The following is a 15,289-nucleotide window of genomic DNA, read 5'->3' as shown; positions in this document are numbered from 1 at the left end:
GTTTACGGCGGCAGCAGCGGAGGACGAGAAGCCGGGAGGGGTCCGACCATGAGGGATGTGGTGCACGCGTCGGCAGAGGTACGGCGGGCCCGGTACGCCGTGGCCGCCGTGTTCGCCGTGCACGGGGCCGTGACCGGTTCGTTCGCGACGCGGGTGCCGTGGATCCAGGACCATGCCTCGGTGGGCGCGGGTCAACTGGGCTTCGCCCTGGCGTTCACCGCGTTCGGCGCGTCCTGCGCGATGCCGTTGGCCGCCCGGGTCAGCCACCGCTTCGGCAGCCGGACGGCGCTGCGCGGGCTGATCGTGATGTGGACGCTGTCCCTGGTGCTGCCGGCGCTCGCGCCCAACCTCTACACCCTGTGCATGGCGATGTTCGTGTACGGCGCGAGCGCCGGCATGGCGGACGTCGTCATGAACGCGCTGGGCGTCGAGGTCGAGAACCTGCTGGGCAAGTCGATCATGTCCGGGTTGCACGGGATGTGGAGCGCGGGCGCGCTGGTGGGCTCCGCGGGCGGCACGCTCGCCGCGCATCTCGGCGCGGACGCGCGCGTGCACTTCGCGCTCGCGACGGCCTGTCTCACCGTGCTCGGTGTGCTGGCCTGCCAGTGGGTCCTCGATGTGCAGGCCGACGCGGACGAGGAACCACCGCCCCGGTTCGCGCTGCCCCCGAAGTCGGCTCTGCTGATCGGTACGGTCGGTTTCTGCGCGGTGTTCGCGGAGGGGGCGAGCCTGGACTGGTCGGCGGTCTATCTCAAGGACCGGCTGGACTCCTCGGCGGGACTCGCGGCCGCCTGCACGACCGGCTTCATGCTCACCATGGCGGTGGCCCGGATCGTGGGCGACGCCGTGGTCAACCGCTTCGGCTCGGTGCGCACGGTCCGCCTGGGCGGTTTCCTGGCCGCCGGTGGCGGGCTGCTCATCGTTGTTGCGGAACATCCGGCGGTGGCGATGGCCGGCTTCGCCCTGATGGGTCTCGGCATCGCCGTGGTCGTGCCGCTGTGCTTCGCGGCGGCGGGGCGCAGCGGGCCCAACCCGAGCCAGGCGATCGCGGGCGTCGCGACCATCACCTACACCTCGGGGCTCATCGCACCGAGCCTGCTGGGCGGGGTGGCCCAGGCCACCAGCCTGACGGTCTCCTTCATCCTGGTGACCGTCCTGGCCGGCGGCCTCGTCGCCTTCGCGGGTGTGCTGCGCGCCGGCGACCGCGACCGCCCGAAGCTCAGCCCCGCGGCCGCAGCAGTTCCCGACCGGCGGCCCTGAAGCCCTCGCTCCAGGGCGCGGGGCGCAGTGTCCGCGCGTCCAGCCGGACCAGCACCCGGGTGCCGCGCGCGTAGGTCGTGGCCCCGTCCGCGGAACAGAACCGGAAGCCGTAGGTCAGACCCGTGGTGCCGAGGCGCTCCAGCCAGAGGTGGACGGCGTAGGGGCCGCTCCGGGTGACGGGGGCGTCGTAGCTGATCAGTAGCTCCTTGACGACGTTGCAGGCGTCCCCGGCGCTCGCCCAGTCACCGTCGAAGCGGATGCCGTGGTCCTCCCAGAACTCGCTCCAGGCCCGCTCGACGAGCAGCGGGTAGCGGGCGTTGTGGAGCATGCCCAGGGCGTCCAGGTCGTCGAAGTGGACCGTGACCGGGATCAGCCGGCCGTAGGACAGAGCGGGGGCGAGGGGGGCTTCGGTGGTCACGGGCGGGACTCCTGGATGTATAGAGCAACGACCCCTATCCTAAGCGGTTGCTCACCCCGTGTCGGAGTGGCCGCCGGCCGGCCTACGGCGAGGCCAGTTCATAGGCGTACGACGGGCTGAAGGTGCCCGGTGTGCCCTTGCAGCCGTCCGACTCCCCCGGGAGCTTCACCCACAGGTAGGCGTCGATCTTCGCCTCGCCGGTGTTCAGGGTCGGTGGCCGGCCGATCCTCCGCCCTGCCGGGTCGCACCACTCGCCGTCGGACGGGGCGCCGTTGCCGTTGCGGCTGGTGTCGATGACGGCGCCCAGGCTCGACGGTCCGCCCAGGGCGTCGAGGACCTGACGGTCGTAGGCGATCTCGGCGGGGGTGGTGTGGAAGTTGGAGACGTTGCTGAAGATCCCGTCGGAGGACCCGGCCGAGGCGGCGCCCGCCTGCTTCAGCAGGGCCGCCTGTTCCGCGGCGGGGCGCCAACCGGAGTGACCGGCGTCGTAGTAGACGCGGGCCGCGGGGTTCGCGGCCTTCAGGACGCGGCCCGCGCGGGCCAGCGAGGCGAAGCGTTCGGCGCGCCCCGCGGCCGAGAGGCAGTCGGACTGGGCGATCGCGTCGGGCTCCAGGACGACGACGACCTCGCGGGAGCCGAGCCCCGCGGCGAACCGGTCGATCCAGGCGTCGTACGCGCCGAGATCCGGCGCCCCGCCCTCGGAGGCGCCGCCGCAGTCGCGGTCCGGGATCACGTACGCCACGAGCACCGGGACCCGGCCCTGCGCGGCGCCGCCCGAAGTGACCGCGCGGACCCGGGAGGTGATGGTCGCCGGGGCGTAGTCGGCGAACCAGACCGCGGCCGGCCGGTCGGCGATGCGGGACTCGATGACGCCGGCGCGCGGGTCGCGCGGGTTGCCCTGCACCCAGTCGAGCACCTGGGAGGAGGGGTGCCGGTAGAGGCGGGTGGCGGTGGTGGTCCGGGCCTTCGTGGAGGCGGGGCTCGCCTTCTCGGCGGACGGGGACGCACTCGCCCGCGCGGAAGGCGAGTCAGAGGCGAAGACGGAAACGTCAGGGGAGGCCGGTTCGGACGCCGACGGCACGGCAGAGGGCGAATCCCGGCTCGGGGAGCCGCTGACGAACCCCGGCCGCGCCTGGTCGGAACCGTCACGATCACCGAGTGCGGAGAGCATCCCGGTCGCGGTGCCGACGGCGACCACCAGGGAGGCCGCCGCGACCATCGCGCCGCGGCCCGTGGCACGCCTGCGTGCGGCGCGGCGCGCGGCCAGCCGCTGGGCACGTAAGCCTGACACCCTGTCGCTCCCCCCTCGCGCGGCAGGCGCGTTCCCCCGTTCTGGGGAAGCGTCGGGCCCGCCGGTACCCTGGCCAGCCTAGGACTGGGACCCTGCCGCTATGGCGCAATTGGAACAGTTCACCTCTCCCCTCGACGCGGTCGTCTCCCGTATGCGCGCCCTGGACGAGGAGCTCCCGGAGCGGGACGGCCTGGCGGTCTTCAACCGCGTCTACCTCGCCGTCACCGAGGCGGTCGACCGGTGCGTCGACCGGGGCCGGTTCACGGACGCGCGGGCCGCGATCACGCTGGACGTGCGGTTCGCCGAGCGCTATCTCGCGGCGGTGGACGCGGCCGCCCGCGAGCACCGTCCGCCGGCCTGTTGGCGGCCCCTGTTCCAGTTCCGCCGCCATCCCGGCGTACGCCCGCTTCAGTTCGCGCTGGCGGGCATCAACGCGCACATCGGGCACGACCTGGCGCTCGCCGTGGTGGACACCTGTCGTAGCCTCGGCTGCGAACCCGCCGACGTGGAGGACGAGTTCGACCGCGTGGGCGATCTCCTCGTCTCGCTGGAGGAGCGCATCCGCGAAGATCTGATGCCGGGCCCCGACCTCCTCCAGATCGCCGACCCGCTCACCCATCTGCTGGGCTCCTGGAGCCTGGAGCGGGCCCGCGACGCCACCTGGACCGCGGCCCGCGCCCTGTGGGCCCTGCGCGGACTGCCCGACGTGGCCGGGGAGTTCACCGAGCGGCTGGACACGGCGGTGGGGTTCGCGGGCCGCATGCTGCTCACCCCGCTGCCGGACTGATCCGACAGGTCCCGCCGACGCCGACCGCCCAGACGACACAGCCCTAGGGGCTCGGCATCCCGAACAGGAGAACGGTCACCACTATGGTCACCGGAATGGCCAGGGCCACGGCCAGTCCGGCAAGGCAGCCCCACAGAGTCAGTCGAGCACTGGTCCTCGCGTGGTCATCGCTCTTCGGCACGCCCATGTCCACTGCACCGTCACTTCATGGCGCGACCCGGTTCAACGCCCTGCAACAGACCCTAGTCCTCAGGGAGTTCGACCGGTGCGATCTCCTCGTACACGTCCCCCGGGCCGGGGTTGGTCGCGTCGGTCTCACCGCCGAAGTGGTGCATGACGCCCCAGACCGCGTTCAGGGCGGTCTGGATCGCGCCCTCGGCCCAGCCGGCCGTCCAGGAGATGTCGTCGCCGGCGAGGAAGATGCCCCGCTTGTCCTCGGGCAGCCGGTCCTGCATGAAGTGGGTGAACAGGCGCCGCTGGTAGCGGTAGTGGCCGGGCAGGTTGGCCTTGAAGGCCCCCATGAAATAGGGCTCGTTCTCCCAGGAGACGGTCACCGGGCTGCCGATGACGTGCCCCCGGATGTCGACCTTGGGGTAGATCTCGCCGAGCGACTTCAGCATGACCTCCATCCGCTCGTTCGCGGACAGCGGCAGCCACTTCAGGCTGTCGTCGCACCAGGTGTAGGAGAGGCAGATGACGGCAGGCCTGTCCGGCCCGTTGTCAAGGAGGTAGGTCCCGCGCGTCATGCGGTCGGTGAGGGTCATCGACATGACGTCCCGGCCCGTCTCCTCGTCCTTGTCCAGCCAGAACGGGCGGTCGACGGGCACGAACAGCTTCGAGGACTCCATGTAGTGGGTGCGCTCGATCGCCGTCCAGTGGTCGATCGGGAACAGCGAGTCGTCGCAGGCGATCTTGGACAGCAGCATCCAGGACTGGGCGGTGAAGATGGCCGCCGCGTAGGTGCGGATGTCTCCCCGGGCGTCCGTCACGGTGATCCGGTTGCCCGCCGTGCGGTGCAGACGGGTGACCGCCGGCCGGGGCTCACCGCCCTCGTGCAGTGTCGCGAGGGAGGTGCCGTGTGCCCAGTGCACGATCTTCTCCGGCTCGCGCTCCCACAGCCTGAGCGGCAGCTGCTGCGAGCCGCCGACGATCCCGCGGTGGTGGTCGTCGGCCTCGGTGTAGACGACGCGCAGGATCTCCAGGATGGAGTTGGGGAAGTCGGTGTCCCAGCCGCCGGTGCCGAAGCCGACCTGGCCGAAGATCTCGCGGTGCCGGAAGGACCGGAACGCCTCGGAGTCGCAGAGGAAGCCGTAGAAGGTCTGGTTGTCGAGCTTCTCGACGAGCTTGCCCCAGATCTCGCGGATGCGCGGCACGTCCCGCTCGCGCAGGGCGCGGTTCATGTCGGTGAAGTCGGCGCCCTCTTCGAGGCACCGGCTCCAGGCCTCGGCGACATCGCGGTAGACCTGCGGGAGGTCACCGATGGTCTCGGCGTAGTGGGACTCGCCCTTGAGGTCGACGACCGTGGAAGGGGTGGCCTCCGCGAGCGGGTTGGGGAAGGGCCGGGTCTCCAGACCGACGAGGTCGATGTAGTGCTGGAGGGCGGTGGAGGAGGGCGGGAAGCGCATCGCGCCCATCTCCGCGGTCAGCGTGGGATCACAGCCCTCGAAGCCCACGGTCCGAAGCCGCCCGCCGATCCGGTCGGCCTCGTACACGACCGGCTTGAGGCCCATCTTCATCAGCTCGTACGCGGCCACGATCCCGGAGAGACCGCCGCCGATCACCGCGACCTCGGTGCCGTGCTCGGTCGCCGGTATCTGGCCAAGGCCCGCCGGGTGGGCGAGGAAGTCGTCGTAGGCGTACGGGAAGTCCGGTCCGAACATGGTGATCGGCGGCTGCTGCTCGTCTGCGTGCTCGACGGCGTTGGGCACGGTGGACGTCATGGGGTACGGACTCCTTGAAGCGATGAGGGTGGTGCAGACGTCAGACGAGAGACCCGTAGAGGCCGGGCCGGCGGTCGGTCAGGTACGGGTTCGCCGCACGGGAGGCGGTGAGGAACGCGGGGTCGGCGTCGGCGAACACCAGGTCCTCGGCGCGTCCGGCGCGGGCGCGGGCCACCCCGTCGGGGCCGGCCAGCACGGAGAGTCCGACGAACTCGAACTCCCCTTCCGGGCCGACCCGGTTGACGTAGGCGACATACATCTGGTTCTCCCAGGCCCGCACCGGCACGAGGGACTCGGCGACGAAATGGAACGGGTGCATCTGGGCCGTCGGCACGATCAGGAGGTCGGTGCCGGCGAGGGCGTGGGCGCGGACGTTCTCCGGGAACTCGACGTCGTAGCAGATCATGAGGCCGACGGTGAGTCCGCCCAACTCGGCCTGGACCACCGGCTGTTCGCCCGGCTCGAACTGGTCGCGCTCGAAGCAGCCGAAGAGGTGGGTCTTGCGGTAGTTGGCGAGCCGGGTGCCGTCGGCGGAGATCAGCTGGGCGGAGTTGAAGACGGACCCGCCTGCCAGCTCGGGGTAGCCGTAGGCGATCGCGACGCCGTGCTGGGAGGCGATCTCCGCGACCGCGTCCGCCGAGTCCCCGTCGGCCGTCTCGGCCAGGCGGGCGATGTCGTCACCGATCGCGTACCCGGTGAGGAACATCTCCGGTGCGGCCAGCAGTGCGGCGCCCGCGGCGGCGGCCCGGCCCGCGGCCTCGTCGAGGACCTTGAGGTTCCCCTCGACGGACCCGGGACGGCCGGAGCTCTGGAGCAGAACGGTGCGCATGCGTGATCCTCACCGGGCGGAAGGTGGATGTGGGGGCCACTGGAAGGGCCATGTAGACGGTACGGGCGGCTCACCGGGGCGGACAAGGAGAAGCCGTTGCGCGCCGGTGAGCGGTTCATTGCGTACGAGGACGCTCCTGCGGCGATTCGTTGCGTGCGGGCCCGCTCCCCCGGCCCAGCACCAGCGCCGTCACCAGATACGGCGCCGCGAGGATCACGAACACCGTGCTGTGCGCCAGGGACGCGCTGAGCAGGGTGTACACGCCGAACACGGCGATCGTGACCAGTTCCGTGCCCAGGCTCGCCACCGAGGTCAGGGTGGCCCGGCGGGCGTCGTCGATGCGGTGCTGGAGGCGGACGTCGGTGAGGACCTCGGCCAGCTGGAAACCGGCGAAGGCGAGGCCCACGAGGGCGATGCCGGCCGGGGTGCGCACTCCGGCGCCCACGGCCAGGGCGAGCGCGGAACCGGCGATCAGGGCGGCGAGGCCCCGGGTGCCGAGGCGTTCGGCGGGTCCGGCGAACAGGCTGCCGACGGTCACGGTGGCCCAGACCAGCAGGACCAGGTAGGGCACGGTCGTGTCGGCCACGCCGAGGTCGCGGATCAGCAGCGAGACGTACTCGTCGAGGGCGCCCCATACGGCGGCGACGGCCGGGATGAGCAGCAGGGCACCCCGGACGGTCCGGTCACCGCGGGCCTCGGCGAGTCCGGCCCGCAGGGTCGCCGACCAGCGCGTGCTCCCCTTCTGGGCCGGTACCCGGTGTTCCGGGAGCCGGGTGGCCGTCGCCGCGGCCAGCAGACAGGCCAGGACGCTCGCGGCGCCCACGGCCGGGTAGCCGCCGAGGGCGAGGACCGGTCCGGCGAGTCCCATCGCCACGACCGTGGCCAGCAGCCGGGCCGCCCGGGTCCGCCCCATGACGCGCGCGTACCGCTCGGCGGCTCCGAGGCGTTCCAGTTCGTCGTAGACCAGGGCTTCCAGCGAGCCGGAGCCGAGCGCGCCGCCGGCTCCCCACAGGACGAAGCCCAGCGCGAAGGCGCCGTACGACGGCACGGTCACCCACAGGGTGAAGCCGGCGGCGGTGAGCAGCGGGCCGATCCACAGGAGCCTGCGCCGCGAGACCGTGTCGGCCCAGGCGCCGGACGGCACCTCGAGGACGACGGCCGTGAGGGACCACAGGGCGAACAGCGAGGAGATCTGCCAGAGCGGCAGACCGGTGTCGACGAACAGCAGCGCGTACACCGGGTAGAGCAGGACGAGGTCGTCGAGGAACGCGTAGCCGTACAGCGTGGTCGTCAGCCGGCGGACACCGGTCGCGGGCACACGTGCGGGTGAGAGTGTCATGAGGCCTTCCCGGAAGGGCGGTTCGGACGTCGTGGGAACGGCGTCCGAGGCGGCCCTCGGGAGGCACGGCTGGTGGATCAATGTCGCCAGGTCATGGCACCGATGCTAGACAGGTCCGGGCCCGCTGCCCAGCGAAAATGTGGTGATGACCGCCGCGTGGTCGGACGGCCAGTCGTTGTCCTCGACATCCGGCCAGGTCCGCGGGGTGCCGCTGACGTACGTCCGCGAGTCGAGCACCCGCAGCCCGCGGTGCAGCACGAAGTCGATCCGGTCCTGCGGCTCCGGGTGACCGTGCACCGGCGACCAGGTGTGCCCCGGGGCCCGTACGGCATCGGGATGGGCCTCCCGGAAGGAGTCCCGGAAGCCCGCCTCCTCCGCCGCCTTCGTGACCGGCCACTCGACGTCCGGCCGGTCCAGGTGGGAGGGGCTGTTGAAGTCGCCGACGAGGACGACGGGCGCCGCGTCCCCGATCCGGCGCAGGGTGTCCCGCAGCTGCCCGAGCCGCACCTCCTCGTGGGCGAGCGGCTCGGACTCGTAGGGCCCGTACCGCTCGGAGTCGAGGTGGGCCGTCCACACGTCGACCTCCCGCTCCCCCACGGCGATCCGTGCGCCGGCCGCCCCGTAGAACCCGACGTCCGGGTCGCCCGGCACGGCCGTGATCGGGAAGCGGCTGATGATGCCGAGGTTCGTCCCGGCCCGGTGGTGGTGCCAGCCGAGCGCCTCGGCGAGTTCCTCGGCGGCACTGCCGTACGTCTCCTGGAGCCCGACCACGTCCACGTCGGTCTCGGTGATGACCTTGAGCTGCTTGGCCCGGTGGTCGCGGACCTTGGTGCCGCCGTACCAGAGGTTCCAGGTCATCACCCGGAGCCGGTACGGCAGCAGGGCGCGCAGCCGGGCCGCGGTGACGTCCTCCAGGCCGGTCAGGACCGTGCGCCCCGGGGCCGCCTCGATGGGGGCCAGGGAGGGCACGGCGAGGACCGCGCAGCCGGCCGCCTCGGCGGAGCGGACGCCGGTCTCCGTGTCCTCGACGGCCACACACCCCGAAGGCCGCACGCCGAGCGCGCGGCAGGCGGCGAGGTAGGGGTCGGGGGCGGGCTTGGTGTGCTCGGTGTCGTCGGCGGTGACGGAGACGGCGAAGCGGCTCGCGCCCCCGAGGGCCGCCAGGACGGTGTCGGCGACCGAGCGGGGGGACGCGGTGACCAGGGCGGTGGGGATCTGCTCCCGGGCCAGGGCGTCGAGCAGGTCGAGCGCGCCGGGGCGGGGCACGACACCGGTGCGGACGCGGTCCGCGAACTCCCGGTGCAGGGTGTCGGCGAGGTCGGCGGCGGGCGCGCCCGTGGCGGCCGCCAGCCAGGCGGCGGTGTGCTCGACCGGGCGGCCGAGCACGTCCGGCCGGTCCGCCTCGGTCAGGGGCCGTCCCGCGGCCTGCTCCACCGCCTCCCACCAGAGCCGCTCGGTGTCGACGAGCGTGCCGTCCATGTCGAACAGGACGGCCTGGAGGGGGAGTCGAGTCACAGTGATCTCTTTCATGTGGGGGGAGTCAGCGGCGGTACGACGGTCAGCGGACGCGTTCCGCCACCAGCACCGGCCGCTCGGGCAGTGACACGCTCACCGCGGCACCGGCGGTGAGCTCGGCGGCCTCGTGGGGAGGCAGGTCGGCCTTGACCTCGGTGCCGTCGGCGAGGCGGACGGTGATGCGGACGGCCGCACCCAGGAAGGACGTGGCGACCACGCGCGACTTCCCGTCGGCCTCCGCCCGCACCCGCACGGCCTCCGGCCGCACCAGCACGTCGACCTCGGTCGCGGACGGCTCGGGACCGTCGACCGGCAGCCGCTGCCCGAGCACGTCCACCGTGCCCTGGGTGAGCCGTCCCGGGATCCGGCTCATCGTGCCCACGAACTCGGCGACGAAGGCGGTGGCGGGACGGCCGTACAACTCGCCCGGGGGCGCGCACTGTTCGAGCCGGCCGGCGTGCATCACGGCGACCCGGTCCGCCATGGACAGGGCCTCCTCCTGGTCGTGGGTGACGAACAGGGTGGTGATGCCGAGCTCCTGCTGGAGCCGCCGGATCTCCTCGCGAAGGCTGAGCCGCACCTTGGCGTCCAGTGCCGACAAGGGCTCGTCGAGGAGCAGCACGCGCGGTCGCAGGGCGAGCGCGCGGGCCAGCGCGACCCGCTGCTGCTGGCCGCCGGAGAGCTGGTGCGGGTACTGGCCGCCCTTCTCGGCGAGTCCGACCAGTTCCAGCAACTCGGCGGCCCGGGAGCGCCGTTCGGAGGTACGGACCTTGCGCATGCGCAGTCCGAAGGCCACGTTGTCGAGGGCGTCGAGATGCGGGAAGAGGCTGTACGACTGGAAGACCATTCCGGCGTCCCGGCGGTGGGCCGGTACCCGGGTCACGTCCTCGCCGTCCACCAGCACCTCGCCGGAGTCGGGGTGTTCGAAGCCGGCCAGCATCCGCAGGGCGGTGGTCTTGCCGCAGCCGGACGGGCCGAGCAGGGCGAGCAGTTCGCCCGGCCGGGCGGTCAGGTCGAGTCCGTCCAGGGCGATCGTCGGGCCGAACTCACGCCTGAGGCCCCGGAATTCGACGGTTGCAGCTGTTTCAGGCATGGGTCATCCCCGGGAGGTAGATCGGGTACGGCCGCCGAAGCCGGCCAGGACGAGGAGCAGCACCCACGTCACGAGGAGGCTGAGCACGGACACGGCGACGGACAACTGGGCCTGCGAGCCGCTGACGTTGACGATCCACACGGCGAAGGGCTGGAAGCCCAGCAGCTGGGCCACAGTGAACTCGCCGAGCACCAGGGCCAGGGTGAGGAAGGAGGCGTTGAGGAGAGCGCCGCGCAGGTTGGGCAGTACGGCCCGGACGAGGGCCTGCGGCCAGCCGGCACCGCAGCTGCGGGCGGCCTCGACGAGGGTGCGGACGTCGACCGCGCGCAGCCCGGCGTCCAGGGCCCGGTACACGAAGGGCAGCGCCATCACGACGTAGGCCAGGACCAGGACGAAGGGGAAGTCGGGGTTCTGGATCGCCACGAAGGTCTCGAAGAGCGGAGTGCGGGAGAGGTGGTCGGGCCCCCACTTGAGGACCGTTCCGATGCCGGCGACGAACGCGATCGGCGGGACGACCAGCGGCAGCGAGCACACCACCTCGACGACCGGCCTGAGCCGGGGCGCGCCGAGCCGCAGCGCGACCATCGCGGGCACCATCAGCAGCAGGACGACGACGATGGTGGCGAGGGCCAGCTCCAGCGAGAGCAGCAGGCTGGAGACGAAGCCGTCGGTGGAGAAGATCTGGGTGTAGGCGTCGAAGGTGATCCCCTGGCCCGGCACGTCGACGGTGAAGACGACGGACGCGGCCAGCGGTATCAGGAAGTACAGCCCGGCGAGGCCGAGCACGCCCCACCGCCACGCGTTCAGGCGAGCCATCGGGCGCTCCTTCGCTGAAGGGGCAGGTACACGGCCATGACCAGGCCCGCGACCAGGACCATGTCGAGGCTGAGGGCGAGTGCCACGTTCTCCTGGCCGACGAGCACGTTGCCGGAGATGGCGTCGGCGATCTGGAGGGTGACCAGCGGGATCGAACTGCCCACCATGGCGGCGGCGGTGGCGTACGCGGCGAAGGCGCTGCCGAAGAGCAGCACGAACCCGCCGAGCAGCGTGGGCAGCAGGACCGGCAGGGCGACAAATCGCCAGTACTGCACGCCCGTTGCCCCGTTGTTCTGCGCGGCCTCGCGCCATTGGGCGCGCAGCCCCTCCAGGGCGGGGGTGACGGTGAGCACCATGAGGGGGATCAGGAAGTACAGGTAGACGATGACCAGGCCCCAGAAGCTGTACAGGTCCCAGCCCTTGTCGGTGAGGCCGAAGTGCCGGGTCAGCACACCGGCGTTGCCGAGTGTGGCGACGAAGGCGAAGGCCAGCGGGACGCCGCCGAAGTTGGCGAGGACCCCGGACGCGGTGAGCACGGCCTCGCGCAGGACGCGGAAGCGGGAGGACACCACGGCCTGGGCGAGCGGCAGACCGAAGAGGGTACCGAGGGCGGCGGACACGGCCGACAGCTTCACGCTGCCGAGCAGTGCGGTGAGATACGCGCCCTTGAGAGACGCCGTCAGGTTGTCGACGGTGTACGAAGTCGCCCCGGTGGCCGGGTTCTTGGCGGTGAACGCGCCGTCCAGCATGGCGATCGCGGGCAGCCCGAAGGCGACCGCGACGAACGCGAGCAGCGGGACGACGGCGATCCAGCCGAGGGACCGGCGCCGCCGCTTCGCCTGCGCGGCGGGCGCCGTGTCCACCCGTACGGCGGTGGCCGTCATCCGGAGACGGCCTTCGCCCAGCCCTGTGCGATGACCGTCTTGGCCTTGTCCTGCTGGGCCTCGGTCGGGAACTTGGGCGTTCCGGAGACCTCGGGCAGCTTGGCCGCGGCGGTCTTGTCGAGGGTGCCGGCCTTCTCCATGGCCGTCATCAGGGCCGGGCGGGCGTACCCCTTGAGCCAGAGGTTCTGGCCCTCGGCGCTGTAGAGGTACTCCTGCCACAGGCGGGCGGCGGCGGGGTGCGGGGCGTCCTTGTTGACGGCCTGGGAGTAGTACTGCGAGAACTGGCCGTCGCTCGGCACCGACACCTTCCAGTCGACGCCCTTGGACTTGAACTCGTCGGCGTACCCGGCGTTCAGGTAGTCCCAGTCGATGCTGATCGGCGTCTCGCCCTTCTCGACGGTGGCCGGGGTCGACTCGACGGGCGTGTAGTTGCCGTTCTTCTTCAGCTTGGCGAAGAAGTCGAGGCCGGGCTGGATGTCGTCGAAGGAGCCACCGCTCGCGAGCGCGGCCGCGTAGACGCCGCCGAAGGCCGAACCGGACTTGGTGGGGTTGCCGTTGAGGGCGACCTGGGCCTTGTACTGCGGCTTGAGCAGGTCGGCGAAGGTGGTGGGGCAGGTCTTGACGCGCTTGGCGTCGCACCCGATGGAGATGTAGCCGCCGTAGTCGTTGTACCAGCGGGCCTGCGGGTCCTTCTGCCCGGTGGGGATGGCGTCGTACGACGCCACCTTGTAGGGCGCGAGCAGGCCCTGCTGGGCGACGCTGAGCGCGAAGGAGCTGCCGAGGTCGAGGACGTCCGGGGCGCGGTTCTGGCCCTTCCTTGACGTCACGGCGTTGATCTCGTCCTGGCTGGAGCCGTCGGGGTTCTCGACGGAGATCTTGATGCCGTACTTCTTCGTGAAGCCGTCGATGAGGGCGCCGTAGTTGGCCCAGTCGCGGGGCAGCGCGATGGCGTTGAGCGTGCCCTCCTTCTTCGCCGCGGCGACCAGCTTGTCCATGCCGCCGAAGTCGGCGGCGGAGCCGGCGGTGGCGGCGTTCTTGCCGTCGGCGGTGGTCGACGCGGTGTCGGGGGCGGCGCCACAGGCGCTCAGGGCGAGGGCGGCGAGGGTGGCGAGAACGCCGAGGGCGGCTGTTCTCGGCAGGGACACGGTCACGGCTTCTCCAGGGGACGCGCGAGGGTGCAGGAGCCAAAGGGAGAGAACTTGTCTGAACAAGTTGGCCTCAGTAAGGCTGCCGCTGGTGTCCTGTTCGTAAACACTGGCGAAACGATGGCCCCCGAATTCCCGCACAATCCGGGCTTCTCCGAACCGCGCGGGATGTCGACTACGCTGGTCACGCTGTGCACAGCGATGGACTCAGAGGGGAAGCATGGGGGCGCGACACGAGGAGATCGCCGACGAACTGCGCCGGGCGATCGACCGCGAGGAGTACACCGTCGGCAGTCTGCTGCCCGCCGAGACGGAGCTCGCGGCGCACTACGGCGTCTCACGCGGGACGGTCCGCCAGGCGGTCGCCGCGCTCACGGCGGAGGGGCTCATCGGCTCCCGCCAGGGCGCCCGGCGGGTGGTGCTGGCCAGTCGCCGCAGCCAGAGCTTCGCCGAACTGCGGAGCTTCGCCGAGTGGGCGCGTGCGATGGGGCGCGAGGCGTCGGGGCGGGTGGTCGCACAGGAGTACCGGCCGGCTTCGAAGGAGGACTCGGTACGCCTCCAACTGAGCGTCGGAATCCCGGTGTTGCATGTCCTGCGGGTGCGCGGCCTGGACGGCGAACCGGTGTTGCTGGAGCGGACGGTGTACGCCGACTGGATCTCCGGGACCGTCGAGGCCATCGAGCCCGAGTGCCCCTCGGTCACCCAACGCCTGTACGACGACACGGGGTTGGTGTTCGCCTATGGGGAGCACGTCATCGACGCGGTGGCGGCGGGCGCGCAGGACGCGGAGCTGCTGGGGGTCCGGCGGACCAGTCCGCTCCTGCGGGTACGCCGGGTGACCACCACCCGTGAAGGGCGCCCGGTGGAGTGGTCGGACGACCGGTACCGCTCGGACGCGGTGAGCTTCAGCGTGCACAACTCGATCGGCAACAACGCGCTGGCCCGCAAGACCGCGGAGTAGGCCCGCGCGCTCGGATGCACAGGGCTACTCTGCGGAGGGAGCGACGACGAAGGCGTTCTCCTCGCACGCGTACGGTCGTACCGCCACCCGCGACGGAGGTTCCCGTGGACATCGCCGCACTCCCCCGGATCGACGAGCACGCCACGCTGGTCGCGGCCCGGGCCGACGATGTCTGGCAGGCGCTCGGCGAGACCCTGGAGGAGTCCTTCGGCCGCCCCCGCTCCGCCCGCTACGCCCGTCTCGTGGGCGTCGCCGACCGTACGGCGTCCGGGCCGCGGCCCCTCGCCATGGGCTCGGCATTTCCCGGGTTCCGGGTGGCCGATGCGGTCCCCGGACGACAGCTGGTCCTCGTCGGCCGCCACTACTTCTCGACGTACGCCCTGGTCTTCCGTATGGAGGAGACCGAAGGCGGCCGCATGCGGCTGCGGGCCGAGAGCCGGGCCCGGTTCCCCGGACCCGGCGGTGCCCTCTACCGGCTGCTGGTCATCTCCTCCGGGGCGCACGCCCTGCTCACCGGACGCCTGGTGGCCGCCGTCCGGCACCGCGCCGAGCGGCTCAGGTGGGCGAGCCCGACGAGAAACGCCTGAGCAGCGGGGAGAGGACCAGCACCGACTTGGTGCGCTCCACGAACGGCTCCCCGGCGATCCGCTCCAGGACCCGTTCGAAGTGCCGCATGTCGGAGGCGAAGACCTGTACGACCGCGTCCGCCTCGCCGGTGACGGTCGAGGCGGCGACGACCTCCTGGTAGCGCTCCAGGCCCCGCTGGATGGTCTCCGGGGAGGTGTTGCGCCGGCAGTAGATCTCGACGAACCCCTCGGTCTCCCAGCCGAGGGCCGCCGGGTCCACCCGTACGGTGAATCCGGTGATGGCCCCGGTGGCGCGCAGCCGGTCCACGCGCCGTTTCACGGCGGGCGCGGACAGGCCGACGATCTGCCCGATGTCCGCGTAGGAGCGGCGCGCGTCCTCGGCGAGGGCGTGCACGATGCGTTCGTCGAGATCGTTCAGCACGGT

15 protein-coding genes are annotated in these 15,289 nt (G+C 71.8%); 4 read left to right on the top strand and 11 right to left on the bottom strand.

Going from position 1 to position 15,289, the window contains the following annotated elements:
• Positions 1-48: 48 nt before the first annotated feature.
• Positions 49-1,260, top strand: coding sequence for an MFS transporter (locus ABZT02_RS33580; protein ID WP_356024334.1), 1,212 nt, complete (start codon positions 49-51; stop codon positions 1,258-1,260).
• On the opposite strand, the gene ABZT02_RS33575 is transcribed toward ABZT02_RS33580, so the two are convergent.
• Positions 1,220-1,678, bottom strand: coding sequence for a thioesterase family protein (locus ABZT02_RS33575; protein ID WP_356024332.1), 459 nt, complete (start codon positions 1,676-1,678; stop codon positions 1,220-1,222). The two genes, ABZT02_RS33580 and ABZT02_RS33575, sit on opposite strands and share 41 nt — an antisense overlap.
• An 82-nt stretch (positions 1,679-1,760) precedes the next feature.
• Positions 1,761-2,897 (bottom strand): glycoside hydrolase family 6 protein, encoded by a 1,137-nt coding sequence (locus ABZT02_RS33570; protein WP_356024471.1) that lies wholly within the window; start codon positions 2,895-2,897, stop codon positions 1,761-1,763.
• A 172-nt stretch (positions 2,898-3,069) separates the two neighbouring features.
• Between ABZT02_RS33570 and ABZT02_RS33565 the strand changes: the two genes are divergently transcribed.
• Positions 3,070-3,756: a DUF5995 family protein gene (locus tag ABZT02_RS33565; RefSeq protein ID WP_356024329.1), complete on the top strand. Its 687-nt coding sequence runs from the start codon at positions 3,070-3,072 to the stop codon at positions 3,754-3,756.
• A 242-nt stretch (positions 3,757-3,998) separates the two neighbouring features.
• On the opposite strand, the gene ABZT02_RS33560 is transcribed toward ABZT02_RS33565, so the two are convergent.
• The 8 genes from ABZT02_RS33560 to ABZT02_RS33525 form a co-directional block, all read right to left on the bottom strand.
• The gene (locus tag ABZT02_RS33560; protein WP_356024327.1) at positions 3,999-5,696 is read right to left on the bottom strand and encodes an NAD(P)/FAD-dependent oxidoreductase; all 1,698 of its coding nucleotides are present in this window, start codon (positions 5,694-5,696) and stop codon (positions 3,999-4,001) included.
• 40 nt (positions 5,697-5,736) lie between these two features.
• Positions 5,737-6,525, bottom strand: coding sequence for a carbon-nitrogen hydrolase family protein (locus ABZT02_RS33555; RefSeq protein WP_356024325.1), 789 nt, complete (start codon positions 6,523-6,525; stop codon positions 5,737-5,739).
• A gap of 115 nt (positions 6,526-6,640) precedes the next feature.
• Positions 6,641-7,864 (bottom strand): MFS transporter, encoded by a 1,224-nt coding sequence (locus tag ABZT02_RS33550; RefSeq protein ID WP_356024322.1) that lies wholly within the window; start codon positions 7,862-7,864, stop codon positions 6,641-6,643.
• 105 nt (positions 7,865-7,969) lie between these two features.
• Positions 7,970-9,379, bottom strand: coding sequence for an HAD-IA family hydrolase (locus tag ABZT02_RS33545; protein ID WP_356024320.1), 1,410 nt, complete (start codon positions 9,377-9,379; stop codon positions 7,970-7,972).
• A 43-nt stretch (positions 9,380-9,422) separates the two neighbouring features.
• Positions 9,423-10,472, bottom strand: a complete 1,050-nt coding sequence (locus tag ABZT02_RS33540) for an ABC transporter ATP-binding protein (RefSeq protein ID WP_356024317.1) — start codon at positions 10,470-10,472, stop codon at positions 9,423-9,425.
• A 3-nt stretch (positions 10,473-10,475) separates the two neighbouring features.
• On the bottom strand, positions 10,476-11,288 hold the full coding sequence (locus tag ABZT02_RS33535; RefSeq protein WP_356024315.1) for an ABC transporter permease subunit: 813 nt from the start codon (positions 11,286-11,288) through the stop codon (positions 10,476-10,478).
• The gene (locus tag ABZT02_RS33530; protein WP_356024312.1) at positions 11,276-12,172 is read right to left on the bottom strand and encodes an ABC transporter permease subunit; all 897 of its coding nucleotides are present in this window, start codon (positions 12,170-12,172) and stop codon (positions 11,276-11,278) included. The genes ABZT02_RS33535 and ABZT02_RS33530 overlap by 13 nt, the downstream gene beginning before the upstream one ends.
• On the bottom strand, positions 12,169-13,323 hold the full coding sequence (locus tag ABZT02_RS33525; protein ID WP_356024310.1) for an extracellular solute-binding protein: 1,155 nt from the start codon (positions 13,321-13,323) through the stop codon (positions 12,169-12,171). Before ABZT02_RS33525 ends, ABZT02_RS33530 begins: the two co-directional genes overlap by 4 nt.
• A 214-nt stretch (positions 13,324-13,537) precedes the next feature.
• Here ABZT02_RS33525 and ABZT02_RS33520 point away from each other — a divergent pair, with 214 nt between their 5' ends.
• Both ABZT02_RS33520 and ABZT02_RS33515 read left to right on the top strand, forming a co-directional pair.
• Complete coding sequence (locus ABZT02_RS33520; RefSeq protein WP_356024308.1) at positions 13,538-14,278, top strand: GntR family transcriptional regulator; 741 nt, start codon at positions 13,538-13,540, stop codon at positions 14,276-14,278.
• Positions 14,279-14,382: 104 nt separating this feature from the next.
• Positions 14,383-14,865, top strand: coding sequence for a hypothetical protein (locus ABZT02_RS33515; protein ID WP_356024306.1), 483 nt, complete (start codon positions 14,383-14,385; stop codon positions 14,863-14,865).
• On the opposite strand, the gene ABZT02_RS33510 is transcribed toward ABZT02_RS33515, so the two are convergent.
• Positions 14,834-15,286, bottom strand: a complete 453-nt coding sequence (locus ABZT02_RS33510; RefSeq protein WP_007380661.1) for an Lrp/AsnC family transcriptional regulator — start codon at positions 15,284-15,286, stop codon at positions 14,834-14,836. The two genes, ABZT02_RS33515 and ABZT02_RS33510, sit on opposite strands and share 32 nt — an antisense overlap.
• Between the last annotated feature and the right edge of the window lie 3 nt (positions 15,287-15,289).

Source organism: Streptomyces sp. NPDC005402 (assembly GCF_040606575.1).
In the GTDB taxonomy this organism is placed as follows: Bacteria; Actinomycetota; Actinomycetes; order Streptomycetales; family Streptomycetaceae; genus Streptomyces.
Note: the sequence above shows the minus strand (reverse complement) of the source record. Positions and strands in the feature narration are given on the sequence as shown.

Bases quoted from the DNA above. Each gene is read 5' to 3' on its own strand.
- ABZT02_RS33580 (WP_356024334.1), top strand. From the start codon at position 49: ATGAGGGATGTGGTGCACGCGTCGGCAGAGGTACGGCGGGCCCGGTAC.
- ABZT02_RS33570 (WP_356024471.1), bottom strand. From the start codon at position 2,897: ATGGTCGCGGCGGCCTCCCTGGTGGTCGCCGTCGGCACCGCGACCGGG.
- ABZT02_RS33565 (WP_356024329.1), top strand. From the start codon at position 3,070: ATGGCGCAATTGGAACAGTTCACCTCTCCCCTCGACGCGGTCGTCTCC.
- ABZT02_RS33560 (WP_356024327.1), bottom strand. From the start codon at position 5,696: ATGACGTCCACCGTGCCCAACGCCGTCGAGCACGCAGACGAGCAGCAG.
- ABZT02_RS33555 (WP_356024325.1), bottom strand. From the start codon at position 6,525: ATGCGCACCGTTCTGCTCCAGAGCTCCGGCCGTCCCGGGTCCGTCGAG.
- ABZT02_RS33550 (WP_356024322.1), bottom strand. From the start codon at position 7,864: ATGACACTCTCACCCGCACGTGTGCCCGCGACCGGTGTCCGCCGGCTG.
- ABZT02_RS33540 (WP_356024317.1), bottom strand. From the start codon at position 10,472: ATGCCTGAAACAGCTGCAACCGTCGAATTCCGGGGCCTCAGGCGTGAG.
- ABZT02_RS33535 (WP_356024315.1), bottom strand. From the start codon at position 11,288: ATGGCTCGCCTGAACGCGTGGCGGTGGGGCGTGCTCGGCCTCGCCGGG.
- ABZT02_RS33530 (WP_356024312.1), bottom strand. From the start codon at position 12,172: ATGACGGCCACCGCCGTACGGGTGGACACGGCGCCCGCCGCGCAGGCG.
- ABZT02_RS33520 (WP_356024308.1), top strand. From the start codon at position 13,538: ATGGGGGCGCGACACGAGGAGATCGCCGACGAACTGCGCCGGGCGATC.